The organism is Pantoea sp. B550 (assembly GCF_024158165.1).
In the GTDB taxonomy this organism is placed as follows: domain Bacteria; phylum Pseudomonadota; class Gammaproteobacteria; order Enterobacterales; family Enterobacteriaceae; genus Pantoea; species Pantoea alfalfae.
Window position 1 is genome coordinate 333,843 of sequence record NZ_JAMYXI010000003.1, and the last position, 12,241, is coordinate 346,083.

At 47.2% G+C, this 12,241-nt stretch carries 20 protein-coding genes; 6 read left to right on the forward strand and 14 right to left on the reverse strand.

Annotated features, from left to right (window positions below; all coding sequences use genetic code 11):
* Window positions 1-5: 5 nt before the first annotated feature.
* A complete protein-coding gene (locus NIM72_RS04625; protein ID WP_013358269.1) occupies window positions 6-254 on the reverse strand; it encodes a hypothetical protein in 249 nt (82 codons plus the stop codon).
* A 319-nt stretch (window positions 255-573) separates the two neighbouring features.
* On the opposite strand from NIM72_RS04625, the gene NIM72_RS04630 reads away from it, so the two are divergent.
* Window positions 574-774, forward strand: a complete 201-nt coding sequence (locus NIM72_RS04630) for a hypothetical protein (protein WP_010247636.1) — start codon at window positions 574-576, stop codon at window positions 772-774.
* A 481-nt stretch (window positions 775-1,255) separates the two neighbouring features.
* Window positions 1,256-1,543, forward strand: a complete 288-nt coding sequence (locus NIM72_RS04635; RefSeq protein ID WP_253418973.1) for a hypothetical protein — start codon at window positions 1,256-1,258, stop codon at window positions 1,541-1,543.
* A 29-nt stretch (window positions 1,544-1,572) separates the two neighbouring features.
* Here the strand turns inward: NIM72_RS04635 and NIM72_RS04640 are convergent, their stop codons facing one another.
* The 3 genes from NIM72_RS04640 to NIM72_RS04650 all read right to left on the reverse strand — a co-directional run bounded on the left by NIM72_RS04640 (window position 1,573) and on the right by NIM72_RS04650 (window position 2,852).
* Window positions 1,573-1,914, reverse strand: a complete 342-nt coding sequence (locus NIM72_RS04640) for a hypothetical protein (RefSeq protein ID WP_222925473.1) — start codon at window positions 1,912-1,914, stop codon at window positions 1,573-1,575.
* 372 nt (window positions 1,915-2,286) lie between these two features.
* Entirely contained in the window at window positions 2,287-2,610 is a 324-nt protein-coding gene (locus tag NIM72_RS04645; protein ID WP_253418975.1) for a phage repressor protein, read from the reverse strand.
* A 2-nt stretch (window positions 2,611-2,612) separates the two neighbouring features.
* The gene (locus tag NIM72_RS04650; RefSeq protein ID WP_201499567.1) at window positions 2,613-2,852 is read right to left on the reverse strand and encodes a hypothetical protein; all 240 of its coding nucleotides are present in this window, start codon (window positions 2,850-2,852) and stop codon (window positions 2,613-2,615) included.
* A 299-nt stretch (window positions 2,853-3,151) separates the two neighbouring features.
* Here NIM72_RS04650 and NIM72_RS04655 point away from each other — a divergent pair, with 299 nt between their 5' ends.
* From NIM72_RS04655 to NIM72_RS04670, 4 genes are read left to right on the forward strand one after another with little or no spacing between them, the layout of a single operon-like run.
* Window positions 3,152-3,511, forward strand: a complete 360-nt coding sequence (locus NIM72_RS04655; protein WP_253418978.1) for a GtrA family protein — start codon at window positions 3,152-3,154, stop codon at window positions 3,509-3,511.
* Entirely contained in the window at window positions 3,508-4,431 is a 924-nt protein-coding gene (locus tag NIM72_RS04660; RefSeq protein ID WP_253418981.1) for a glycosyltransferase family 2 protein, read from the forward strand. The genes NIM72_RS04655 and NIM72_RS04660 overlap by 4 nt, the downstream gene beginning before the upstream one ends.
* Window positions 4,428-4,883, forward strand: a complete 456-nt coding sequence (locus NIM72_RS04665) for a hypothetical protein (RefSeq protein WP_253418984.1) — start codon at window positions 4,428-4,430, stop codon at window positions 4,881-4,883. The genes NIM72_RS04660 and NIM72_RS04665 overlap by 4 nt, the downstream gene beginning before the upstream one ends.
* Window positions 4,870-6,102 (forward strand): DUF6056 family protein, encoded by a 1,233-nt coding sequence (locus tag NIM72_RS04670; protein WP_253418999.1) that lies wholly within the window; start codon window positions 4,870-4,872, stop codon window positions 6,100-6,102. The genes NIM72_RS04665 and NIM72_RS04670 overlap by 14 nt, the downstream gene beginning before the upstream one ends.
* Window positions 6,103-6,136: 34 nt before the next feature.
* On the opposite strand, the gene NIM72_RS04675 is transcribed toward NIM72_RS04670, so the two are convergent.
* From NIM72_RS04675 to NIM72_RS04720, 10 genes are all read right to left on the reverse strand, one after another.
* Window positions 6,137-6,634 carry a tail fiber domain-containing protein gene (locus NIM72_RS04675; RefSeq protein ID WP_253419002.1) on the reverse strand — a complete coding sequence of 166 codons (498 nt, stop codon included), beginning with the start codon at window positions 6,632-6,634 and terminating at the stop codon, window positions 6,137-6,139.
* A 78-nt stretch (window positions 6,635-6,712) separates the two neighbouring features.
* Window positions 6,713-7,771 (reverse strand): hypothetical protein, encoded by a 1,059-nt coding sequence (locus tag NIM72_RS04680; RefSeq protein ID WP_253419005.1) that lies wholly within the window; start codon window positions 7,769-7,771, stop codon window positions 6,713-6,715.
* A 672-nt stretch (window positions 7,772-8,443) separates the two neighbouring features.
* Window positions 8,444-8,665: a hypothetical protein gene (locus tag NIM72_RS04685; RefSeq protein WP_253419008.1), complete on the reverse strand. Its 222-nt coding sequence runs from the start codon at window positions 8,663-8,665 to the stop codon at window positions 8,444-8,446.
* A 31-nt stretch (window positions 8,666-8,696) separates the two neighbouring features.
* Window positions 8,697-9,260: a hypothetical protein gene (locus NIM72_RS04690; RefSeq protein WP_253419011.1), complete on the reverse strand. Its 564-nt coding sequence runs from the start codon at window positions 9,258-9,260 to the stop codon at window positions 8,697-8,699.
* Between the two features lie 108 nt (window positions 9,261-9,368).
* The gene (locus tag NIM72_RS04695) at window positions 9,369-9,620 is read right to left on the reverse strand and encodes a bacteriocin immunity protein (RefSeq protein WP_253419014.1); all 252 of its coding nucleotides are present in this window, start codon (window positions 9,618-9,620) and stop codon (window positions 9,369-9,371) included.
* A gap of 275 nt (window positions 9,621-9,895) precedes the next feature.
* Window positions 9,896-10,285 carry a hypothetical protein gene (locus tag NIM72_RS04700; protein ID WP_253419017.1) on the reverse strand — a complete coding sequence of 130 codons (390 nt, stop codon included), beginning with the start codon at window positions 10,283-10,285 and terminating at the stop codon, window positions 9,896-9,898.
* Between the two features lie 147 nt (window positions 10,286-10,432).
* Complete coding sequence (locus NIM72_RS04705; protein ID WP_253419020.1) at window positions 10,433-10,870, reverse strand: hypothetical protein; 438 nt, start codon at window positions 10,868-10,870, stop codon at window positions 10,433-10,435.
* A 105-nt stretch (window positions 10,871-10,975) separates the two neighbouring features.
* Window positions 10,976-11,446 carry a lysis protein gene (locus NIM72_RS04710; protein ID WP_253419023.1) on the reverse strand — a complete coding sequence of 157 codons (471 nt, stop codon included), beginning with the start codon at window positions 11,444-11,446 and terminating at the stop codon, window positions 10,976-10,978.
* Window positions 11,430-11,939 carry a lysozyme gene (locus NIM72_RS04715; RefSeq protein WP_305884804.1) on the reverse strand — a complete coding sequence of 170 codons (510 nt, stop codon included), beginning with the start codon at window positions 11,937-11,939 and terminating at the stop codon, window positions 11,430-11,432. Before NIM72_RS04715 ends, NIM72_RS04710 begins: the two co-directional genes overlap by 17 nt.
* Window positions 11,940-11,942: 3 nt before the next feature.
* Complete coding sequence (locus NIM72_RS04720) at window positions 11,943-12,185, reverse strand: phage holin (protein ID WP_033758113.1); 243 nt, start codon at window positions 12,183-12,185, stop codon at window positions 11,943-11,945.
* Window positions 12,186-12,241: the final 56 nt, after the last annotated feature.

A 12,241-nucleotide genomic window follows, 5' to 3' on the forward strand; every position in this document is an offset into this window, starting at 1 on the left:
TGCAACTACAGGGCGTCGACCAGTTGATCCACTACGACCTTACCCTGCAGGTCGGTCTGCATAATGCGATAGTTGACTGGCCATGAGCGGCGGGTGCTGAGTTTATCGAACAGGGTCACGCCGCCTTTTTTGACACCCTGACGGCTGACAATAATCCATTCTGTCACCTCTTCCTGACCACGATTTCTCAGACTCAGTGTGCGTTGTTCAATTAGCTGGTCTTCAGCTTCAATCTTTAAATAGTCTCGTAACATAATTTCTATCTCCTGGTAACGCAGGTCACTATATGCTTTTTATTAATCAGTTCAATCGAATTTATTAATCGAAGATTTTATCGTCGGGAATGTGACCTGCCGCAGTCGATATGACAGGTTTGTCCATTTCTGCATCAGACCTTTCCCGTTAGCATGATTGTGCTGCACACACCCAAACATCGAAAAATGACGTGTTCAGTATGAGAGAAACTCCGATTAGCCCGCCTCTGGCGGGCTTTTTTTCGCTCTGTAATCCGATGTAAAGGCGGGATGTCAGGGCTGGTCTAGACTTAAGGCACTGGAAAAAAAGGAGTGAGTTATGTTTAAGCACAATACAAATGAAGAACGTAAGAAAGAAGGTGATGTCAGCAAGAGCCTGCCCGAAGCTGCGCCAAATGCCGGCAATGCTTATGAAGAAGATGATCATCCTGCCACTGACGCACCGAAAGATCATGGTGAAGTGCCGCGCAAAAATGATGACAGCCAGGATGATAAAAAAGATCCCTATAAAGCGAGTTGATGTGCAGATGGCGCGCCCGGCGGGCGCGCTGATTCCTGTTGCTCAGGGAAGCTTCAGGTAAAGAGTACGCCACACCTTCAGGGCAGAAAAGTTTTTGCGTAATAGCATTTCTCACCGTTTCGTTATGTTCCTGCTTTTACTACGGCAAAAACCGCCTGACAGACTGTTCATTAAACCCCGAAGGTTCAATTTGAAGTAGCGCTTCGCAAATTTTTCGTTCATTTCCCGTAACCCGTAAATTGATCCTTCCATTCGCCCTCCGTTAACTCAAAGTGAGGCAGGTATGTATTGTGTTCATGAATCGGTGACGCTGAGTGTTGTACCCTCTGCTCTCGTTGACTTAATCACAGGTTCGTGACAGAGCCTTAAAGGGCGCAGATTAGCCGGAAAAATGATAACGAGAGTGGATGCCATGAATAGATTAATAATCGCTCTGAGCGTAAGTTTGCTGAGCGGATGTGTAGATACGGGACGAGTTGGATTGCACCCGGAAACGAAGACCGCCTGGTTCGACGGTCATCCTTATCAGGTTGAGTCCTGCCTTACCGAAGTGGCACAGAATAAGCAGTCCTACCTGGAGCAGGATGATCCGCTGCCAAATGGCACGAAGCGATATAACCTCGAAAAGGATAATGAAACCGTAGCCTGGATTGAAATTGCAAAGTTCAGTCATCATCAGACCAGCGCGACGTTTTACTACGATCCAAAAGCGCCGGATATCAGCGCACTGGTTTCAGCGATGATTGCAGCGTGCAAAACAACGCGTTAGCGGCATCGCCGGGCTGGTCGCAGATCAGGCTATTTAGCGGGTTCGCAATCATAGAGTCCCCGTATGCGGATCTGACTCTGGCTGGTGCGGACGATTTGCGCCCGTAACATTCCTTTGCCCTCGCGCGTCGTCTGCTCCATATCTACCATGCCCGGCGCTTTGCTGTTTTTAACCAGCAACTTTATCGTGGCGTTGTCGTAATCACCCTTCTCTTTTGAAAACGTGACTTTCTGGGTCTTCGCACGTTCTTCGTTTACGGAGAACCAGCCACTCTTATCGGCTTTAAGGTAAAACGGCCCGCACTGTGTGGCGGCAAAAGCTGGGGCTGATAAGGCGATTAATGACGTTATCAGAATAAGTTTTTTTAGCATCGGGCTGGCGTCCTGTTGATGGGTGATGAAATATCGCCGGTGCCAAAAAGTGAGTTCACTGCTGCACGGCTCATAATAAAAGGCATTATAGCCAATGACGCCTGCATGATTGCCAGTGCAGGCCCATAGACTCAGCAAAGAAACTGGGGATATTGCTGGCAACCCTCATCCGCCACCAGGCAGGTGCTCATTGAGCAGCGAAATCAGTTCAACTAAACCTGCATATTCATAATTTCACTTTGAATATTTAGCATATCAGGTTGCTGTGCGTTGAAGCGTGGTTTTACAGAGACATACCGCAAGTCACAAACTGCCGTCGTGGTGGTTTTGAGGTGATTTGCGGTATTTTTTTGTGCTACATGTGTGCTACGGCTAAATTGTCGGCCGGAGAGGCTCGTACACAGACACCACCTCCGCCGTCACTTTCCCCAGCACGATAATCCCTTGCATGCCCTCTCCGTCGATCGTCTCGCCGTCTAGCGTAATGATGCCTGCGCTGAACAATCTACCCAGCTGTGGGAACTCGCCTATCTGGAATGCGATCTTGTCTCCCGACACTGGCTTCAGTGATTTGTCCGCCAGCACGAACTCGTCAGGCGTCTCAATCAGGATCATATTGTTGCGGCGAGGCATCAGCACATCGTTCAGGTCTATGCGTCGCTCTATGTAATCGGACGCTGGTGATGGAAATCCCATAATTACCTCACATATCCCATGTTGCGTAACGACCAGGTCTTATTCTCGCTTTCCTCGGTAACGAGCTCGAAGAAGAAGTTCTGGTAACGGCGAATCCACCGGTTGCACTCTGCCAGCGTCCATACGTGATTCAGGTCATCCAGCCGCTTCTGGAAAGCCGCAGTGGTGACAATCTGCCGCCCCCGCCCGTCCTTCGTTATCGCTCCAGTGAACGCCGCGTGTATGTCACTCTCTCTCGCCATGATGAATTCTCCTCTGATAATTACTGTATGGATAAACAGTAATATCGATCAGTGGATTTGATCAAGGAGATGTGTCACACAGATTTGTAAAGGGATTGATGGAAAAGGTTTTTTTGGTTGGCGCTTCAGATATCGTTTATCTAAGCTCAAATTACCCACCCCGTAGCCTGCTAAGACAGGAGCGGCTGAGTCATTGCCCGGTCGCCGGGCTTTTTTATGCGCTTAATTCAACAGATCGATTCCTTGATCATTACCTGGCACGATGACAAAATCCCGTATCTTTTTTTCCAGGTGTCCCCATGGCTAAATTATTTGCCCGATACATGACGATTGGAGTCTTGAACACGCTTATTCACTGGGTCGTGTTTGCCATCTGCATCAAGAACGACCAGAGCCAGTCTGTCTCCAACTTCATAGCCTTCTGTGTTGCCGTTACTTTTTCATTTTTCGCAAACGCCCGGTGGACTTTTAACGCTGAGGCAACCACGTTCAGATACATGATGTATGTGTTCTTTATGGGTGCCGTGGCGACTCTCATTGGTGCATCTGCAGACCGGCTGCATGTTAACCCTGTGGCTACTCTTGTCGTATTCTCTGCAGTAAGTCTTGTGTGCGGATTCCTATATTCTAAATATATTATTTTTAGAGAGAAAAAATGAAGATATCGCTCGTTGTTCCCGTTTTTAATGAAGAAGATGCGATAAGGTACTTCTACAGCGCGGTAAGAAATAAAGCGTTTTTGAAGCAGTATGAAATTGAAATTGTTTTCGTAGATGATGGAAGCACAGATTTCACGGCGCAGCTGATGAAAGATATGCAGCAAGGCGATCCATTAATTCGGAATGTATTCTTTACCCGAAATTTTGGCAAAGAGGCCGCTCTCTTTGCTGGCATCGAATGTGCCACTGGTGATGCCATTATCCCTATTGACGTGGATTTGCAGGACCCGCTTGAAGTGATACCACAGATGATCGAGCGCTGGCAGGCAGGTGCAGATATGGTGCTGGCTAAACGCACTGACAGAAGCACCGATGGCCACATGAAGCGTAAGACTGCTGAGTGGTTCTATCGTCTGCACAACAAAATCAGCTCGCCTAAAATTGAGGAAAATGTTGGCGACTTCAGACTGATGTCCCGCGGCGTGGTTGAGAATATAAAACTTCTCCCTGAACGAAACCTGTTCATGAAAGGCATTCTTTCATGGGTCGGAGGCCGAACCGATATCGTTGAATATACGCGAGCCAGTCGCGTTGCAGGTACAACAAAATTCAATGGCTGGAAGCTATGGAATCTGGCGTTAGAGGGTATCACTTCATTCTCTACAGTCCCCCTGCGCATGTGGACTTATATAGGCTTCTTCGTAGCTTCGCTGTCATTCCTCTATGGCGTATGGATGATCATCGATAAGCTGATTTGGGGCAACCCCGTGGCTGGCTACCCGTCTATCCTGGTCTCAATACTCTTCCTTGGTGGCGTTCAGTTAATCGGCATTGGCGTGCTGGGTGAATACATCGGTCGTATTTATACTGAGGTTAAACAGCGGCCTCGTTACGTTAAGAAAAAAGAGAGTGAAAAGTGATGAGTAAAGGGAAGTATAACAAGCTTTCACGCTATATTTTCTGGTTCGGACTGGTGATATCAGTTGCAATTCCTTTCGCATTTTATAAGTCATTCAATAAGGTTGTTATTGCGAGTCCTTCCACACCAACGGCAGACAATGGAAATGTAATGTTCAATGTTGATCAGTGTGAGTATCACCACGGCAGGCTGACAATTCGCGGATGGGCAACGCCTAAAGAAGGCGTCGGCGACATCATGACCTTTGCAGAAATTGATGGTCAAACCTACAAATTGCACACTGGTCAGATTAAGAGAGTTGACGTCAGCGCCTATATGAACAAGCCGGGGCTTTACGATAAGTCTGGTTTTTCATCGTCAATTAACATTGGTGATGATATTAAGTCCATCAAGGCTCTTATTCAAATCAGCAAAGACAACAATGTATACGTGGTGAAACATGACTGTAAATAACTTGAGGCCATTAAAGATACTTGGCTTTATATATGTTGCAACTATATTGGTTTTTATCGCTATAAGCCTTCACACATGGGGCGCGGATGATGATAAGTACTTTAGTGACGCGCTGCTGAATCGTAGTCTTTTTGAATTCCTCGATATCCGTTATCACACATGGACTGGAAGAATCCTTATTGAAGGAATAATGGTTCTGACGATTAACCACCCCTGGTTCTTCAAGTTCATAATTCCCCTTTCACTGTGTGTCATGGCGGCATCACTTGTTTCGCTGTCCTCAAAGGGACGGAAGGTGGGTCTGCTCTCTTTTTGCCTGTCAATTACCCTTTTGCTGCTCATCAACGGTGACGTTATGGGTGAGGCTTCCTGGTGGGTAACCGGTTCTTACAACTATCTCCAACCGATTGCTGCTGGGCTTCTTTCGCTGGCCATATTTTACTATCACAGAAACGGCCCGGTATGGACTAAAGCGCTTGCTTTGGCTCTCCTTGTCTTCGCATGCTTCAACGAAATTTATTCAATATTGTTTGCTGTACCGGCAATCGTTGCAATTACGTATGCTCGGAAAGGCTATGACAAGTACAGTGCGATTTACTTTATCGCTGCTGCACTAACAACAGCTTTTGCACTTACGGCACCTGGTAATCGTGAGCGCTTTTATAAAGAAACATCCCGATGGTTCCCTGATTTCCCGAATTTCAATATCATCGATAAAGTGGCTTTAGGGTTTGACAGACTTAGCTCGCATATCACCGAGCCAAATGTTCTGCTTTTGGTATTGATGGCGGTGCTCGTCGCATGCATTGTTCTGCAGAAGAAAAATATTACTGGCTTGCAGATGCTATGTATGTCTGCTCTGGCCTTCAAATTTGCATTGTTCTTTGTCTTTACACGATATAGCTTTCCACTGAAAGCTTTTACTCACTTCGAGTTTTTAGATTTCGGGAACGTTGCTGATATAAAGTTCTTTTTCCCGTATGTCTTTTCATTGTTCATATTATTCACATGCATATCGTTAATGACCTCTATATGCGATTCAGTAGAAGACCTGATCAACCTGCCAGTGATTTTCATTTTGGGGATTGCTTCAGTGGTGATGATGGGCCTAAGTCCTACGGTTTATGCTTCAAGCTTTAGGGTTGTATTCATTTTCGACCTGTCTGTTATCTATATCATCATGTACATGATTTTTAATAAGCTCCCCTTAAAAGATTAGGAAATTAAGCCCGGAGCTTTTCCGGGCTTTTATTTTACATTGCTGACATGATGAAGCAGATTAGCTCGTCATACCTGATACCATAAAGTTCGCCAGCCTCACGAATCAGCCTCTTGCCACCCGTAGCGTGCTGCTCCTTAACTTTCGCCAGATACGTGATATCAACCCGGCGCGTGCCAACCTGCTCACCATTGATGATCACCGGTTCATCAGCCTTACCTGCTACTTCCCGTTCAACCTCAACATCTTCATAAATATCCTCATACTCGTCTTCCCATTTGTCGTAACACAGGAATGTGTACATATCAGGATCTAGTCCATGTTTAGTCAGCACATCACGAACGTACTGGGCACCGACGCCAAAGTGATAGCGGGCTTTGTCCGTACCCTTCTCGGAAATAGCATCGTTAAACTGGAACTTCCTCATCATTCCCCTGATCTCGACTGCAGCATCTTTCTCTGCCTGCTCAATATTGAGGAATGTCTTGGTAGTAACATCGGAGGTTTTGATCGTACCTGTGCTCGCATACACGATACTGTAGCGATACTGTGGAAGGCCAAGGCTTTTAGTCGCGTCAACTGATGGCCGAAAGCTGTTGAATTCAACGATCTAGCCAGGCGATAAGTTGATGCTGGTAGCGGCAAGCGTCATCGTCCCGCCACCGTTGGTTGTGGTGCCTCCCGTGGCAGAAATTCGCGCATCGTAGTCTATGTCGTTGCCTGATGAATGCAGATCGAGTGTGACCGTAGCGGCCGCGTCGATGCGACCCATCTCAACCGAACCATCTTTTTTGACTGCGAACGATGTTTTATTCCCGTAAACATCCGGCTGGAAAAGGATCTGATAGTCTGAGTTGGCCTGGCTATGGAACATGGCCACAGAAGGCCAGATACCATTGGCGTTCTTACCGGTAAAACCGTAGCCGGTAGCACCACGACTCTCATAGCCTTTGTAGTAATAGCCACGCTGCATATAGGCTGTTTCACAGCGCTTAGAACCCAGCGTAATTGCGTCATAACACCAGGTGTGCCATGTGTCCGTCACAGGGTCGTAGTCAAATTTCTCGTTACTTACGCCAAGCTCCAGCCCAACTGCCGCCACCGCATGGGAGTTGGTATCAATAAACACGTTAGCGTTCATCGCCCAGGCTTTGGTAAAGGGATTGATGTTGACCCCGGTACCGTTTGCCGGTGTCACTTTAGAATGGCTGGCAGAACTTCCGTCAACGAGATACCAGCCTTCCACAGTGATCGACGTGCCGTTTGCGGCCCAGCCCGTCACGATACCAGAGTATTTTGTCGGCGTGTGTTTTGTATCGATGATCATGCCAACACGCAGCTTTTTAACCTGGTCAGCTGTAAGCGCGGTACCGAAAGTTACTGAGTTGGCGGTATATGTTCCGGTCGAGGTGGTTGCCAGAATCTGAGGAGCATAGTTCTCCGCGTGCAAGCCAACTGAATCACGGTCCATGTAAGTGGCGATCTGGTCAGGAGATATGACACCCAGAACCTGTGCAGGAGCCTCGGCACCACGGTCAGCACTGACGCTGAATGAGCATGCTCCATCGAGCGTGCCATGCTGCATAACATTGTTATTGCGGATCCCCTTTCTGAAAATACGTCCATTCAGATTTGCAGAGTTGGTGAATGTAGCTCCAGCATCTGCCACCCACGTCACCGTGCGTCCGCCCACGTCAATCAGTGAGCTGAGTAGAAAGTTACCGGCTGGCACCAGCACTTCACAGTATTGTGTATGCGGCAGCAGCCACCTCTGGTAGATATTCAGAAGGGCGGCCAGTTTTAGCTTTGGTCGCCATAACTCACCTTAAACATTTTCTTAAGTCTGCCGATAAGCAAGCAAAGGAGGCTGTATGAATATGATATGTTTGATATGTGTTTTTGCGATTGCTCTTCTGATGCGACTGAAGAAGAACATCGAAAAGAGAACTCGCTACTTCCCACTCTTTTCAGTAGTCAGTCACGGTTCAAAACCGGCAACTTTACACATGCGGTTTGCAAACTGTCCTGTTGGCAAAGGGGCAATATTCCAAATCTATGACGAGTTGCAGAAGACTCTTATTGAGTTACAAAAGCTTAGGTATCGGCGCGTCAGATTTGTGTCACACCTGTGCCGCGAAGGAGGGACGCGGGATTTGCTTAATTTTCTTAGCTCTAATGGGATGGCATGTGAACAAGCAACCACCCTTCCCACCCCATGGATACACTCTTTATTAAATAAGGTTGTGATGCGTTTTCGTAAAAAATGCAGTCTGAAGGTATCGCCTTTGTCACTTGATATAACAATTAAGCTAATTTCTGATTAGAACCTCTGCTTTCGAAGTCAATCCTTCATCGTTCCCTTTTCGCTCGGTTGCTCGTCAGTGACGGGTTCTGGCACATACTCCAGCTTGATCACGTCATCTTGCGCGAGGTAGACCCATGTACCATCTTCCCGGGCAACACCAATGAAGCCGTTAATCATTTCGGGCTGTGATCGGTTCATTAGGCCTTCGTGAGTTTCGCCTGATTTTGTTGTGACGGTAACGCGGTAGGTATCAGGCATATTCGCTCCATAAAAAACCGCCTGGAGGCGGTTACGTGGTCATAGGCTTTAGCCTCTCTCTAATTAAGGCCTGCATTTTTTTAATTTTTAGCTCAACATCGATAGATGCTTTATTAATAGAGTTGGATACGCCTCCTGCGTCTACTTCTAGTCCCCTCTTGAAGTTTTCGTGCAGACTATTTGACGTTTGAATATGTGAACGTACCTGGTCCATTAGTGGGGCTAATTCAGTGAAGTATAGCTCTAGCAACGTTAAGATTCTGTCATGTGCGCCGGGCTCAAAACCTAATTGTTGTACATGGTCTTCATAACCTGACCATTCTCTATTTGATTTCACGTACCTTATCTGTGCCAGTTGCACTAAAAATATCAACTTACTCCAGCGCCCGAGCAGAACATAAAGCTCTTCGCCTTTGTCTCGAAGAACTTTTGCTTTTTCATTACTATCCTCGTGTTTTACCTGATTCAACCAACGCTTTTCTGCAAATTTGTTTGCAAGAATCGCGCCGCCCAGGGCACCAATTAAGCCCGTACAAGCTGTAATCAATGCGGACCAAGGAAATTGAGATGCATTCAAAACTGTTTCGTTTGCCATGTAGCCTCCTTTAGAGGTTACATAATATAAATTTTTCCATCATCAGGCGCACTCGCAAATGCGCCTTGTGATGGTCACAAAAAAGCCCCCGTGAGGAGGCTTTATAATTTATGACTTGAAGCCACGCTTACCGTGGGCTTTGCGCCATGCTTTAACAGCGGCGACAATCTTCACAGGTGTTGCGTCCTTATCTTCGCTGTAAAAGATCAGGTCAGAACCTTCAGGGTGCTCACTTACCGAAATGAAGTTTTCCAGCAACTTATCCTGATGACCTTCTCCGCCTTTAGCGCTGCAGATTTCACTCACAAGCTGGGTGAACTCGGCTTCCGTATAATCATGAAAACTAGGTTTCAGCTTCATTACTGATTTCCTCCGTTCGGCGAAAATCATCTTACTCCTTTTGCTCATGCACGCGATCGAACCTGAGCAAGTCATCAGGCACTAGGTATAACCAAGCGATAGCTTCCTGAGCAATGTCAATAAAGCACTCAACCAATTCTGGCTACACATCCTGATAGAAGTCAGTGTGCGCTTAACTTAATTTTTTGAATTAATCCGGTGTTTATCGAATTTACACGTTCGGATACAAAACCCGCCAAAGCGGGTTTACATTGTTTGATACCAAGGTGCAAACATCATTTCCCTATGTGATAGTGCAAAGCTGTAATCTCTGGGACGTCAGCAGGCTTCACTGGGAACTTCATTTTTGCAAAATTGCTCAGAATACTTCCAACCACCCTCTGGCACTTAGATGGGTCGTTATTTTCATCAGCCCAGAACCGCACTGGCTTGCTCTCTCCGTGTCGCTGCTGAACATATACAGTGCATTCACCACCGTCAGAAAGGTCTGCTTTCATTAGTTTATACGTTGGTACATCAATTGTGCCGACTTGGTTTATATACTTCTGAGTGTTGCTATTAACCTCACTCGCATGCTTGTTAGGGTTGCTTGTAACTCCCCCCGTATGCTTAGCCTGACACCCAACAAGCGCCACTACCGCCAGCGCAAATAGTATTTTTTTCATCGCTTACTCCCTGTTGAATAGTAAGCATCTTATATCATATTGTTACATAGCTTAACAGGGAACTGCTAAACGCTGCGGCAAATTTGTTATCGCCATATTCATTACAATAAAAAACCGCCCGGAAGCGGCTAACTGTGCGGTAGCATTTTAAATTACTTTTGCTTTATTATCAGATTTCCATCGATTAAGTTCATCAAATGTAAACCATTCTGTAACAACGATATTTGTTGATGAAGCACATGCCTTAGTCATATGCTCAGCAGAACGCAGGTCAGGATGAACCATCCATACAACCGTATCAGGCCCTACTGAACGAGGAAACTTAGCTGACGCCACACGCCTAATTGTCACTCCATCAACCTGAAACGGGTCTGTTTGCGCCAGAGCTTTCGAGAAATCTTCACCCAATGAATCATTAATGTGGCCAGAGCGAATATATTGTATTTGCGCAACAGTAATAAGCACTTCTCCACCGATGCTTTTAGCTAAAGCGTGAGCCTTCCGAAACCCCGTCAAAATCGCATTTTTCTGATTTTCAAGTGAATCAACACCGTTTACAACTGAGTGAGTGATGAACCTTGCCATGTGGACCTCCCTATCTAATTTATCCCCAATATTACATATAACAATAGTCTTGGTGTAAGAAATTTTCGGCTGCTTTTAATGTATTAATGCCTTATCCGACATAGACTAATTCAGACATTGCTCTCTGACGTACTGCTGCAGCCAGGCTATTTGCTTTCCGGTGACTTCGATTCGCTCTCTGAGGGTGAAATAATCCCGTTGAGCGGCGTCAATAAGTCGGGCGCTGGCTGCATCATCCAGGCTGGAGGTGCCGGTGGCGGATTGCTTCGCACAGGTGGCGTTGAGCTGCAACCGGCGCTTGCCAGTAGCAACATCATCATGCAGTTGATCGATAGTGGCTTTAGCATCGGCTAACTCCTTGGTGTATTTCTCATCGAGTGCGGCCACATCGCGCTGGCGTGTCTGCATATCGGTGATGGTTTCATTGGCCTGCTTCAGGTTACTGGTAGCGGTGTCACGCTGTGCCTTGTAGTCGATGGCATTGCCGCGGTAATACAGTGCAAACGCCGTCGAGGTGGCAATAGCGACGGTAATCAGCAGCGCGAGCGCCAGTAGCAGTTTAGCCTTTAAGGTCATCGACACTCTCCGCCAGACATAATGAACGCTCCATGTCTCGCCGGTTCATCAGCCCCCGCCATTTCATGCCGCCGGCATACACCCAGCGGCGGAGTTCTTCACATGCTCCATCTACATCACCTGAATTCAGGCGCTTTAACAAAGTGGACTTGGAGAACGCACTGGAGCCAACGTTGTAGGTGAAGCTGTAGAGCGCAGCGCGCTGATATTCTCCCAGCGGCACTTTTACCAGACTATCTACCGACTTCTTAACCGGCTGCAGGTCATTCCACAGAAGCCGATCGCATTCACGGTCCGCGTACCTCTTACCCTTGATGATATCGGTTCCGGTATGGCCGTCGCAGACCGTCCAGACGCCAGCCACATCCTTGTAAGGCTCATATACCCTGCCCTCTACCCCATCCTTTCCGCCGAGGAATACCGTAGCGATAGCCATAGCTCCGCCACCCGCGAGAGCTATAAGCTTATTGCGCAGGCTGTTTGACATAGCCATGGGTTATTCCTCGTTGATGTCCGGAGCAGTGGGCCAGCGTTGAAGGGCTTTGATTTGCGCCAGTGTAGCCTTGCGCTTGTAATACCAGTTGATTCCGAGCGTGAAAAGCGCGACCAGAATACCGGCCAGCACGCCTACAGCACTCCATTCATCGGGACTCAGCCTAGTCAACAGACCATTAGCGATTGTCCCGGCAGATGCGCCGTAAGCTGCGCCTGAAGCCAGTTTGCTCATATCGATACTCATATCACCTCCGATTATCGGGCGGTGCTGTCTGTAGTTACATAAAAGGCTGTTAATAT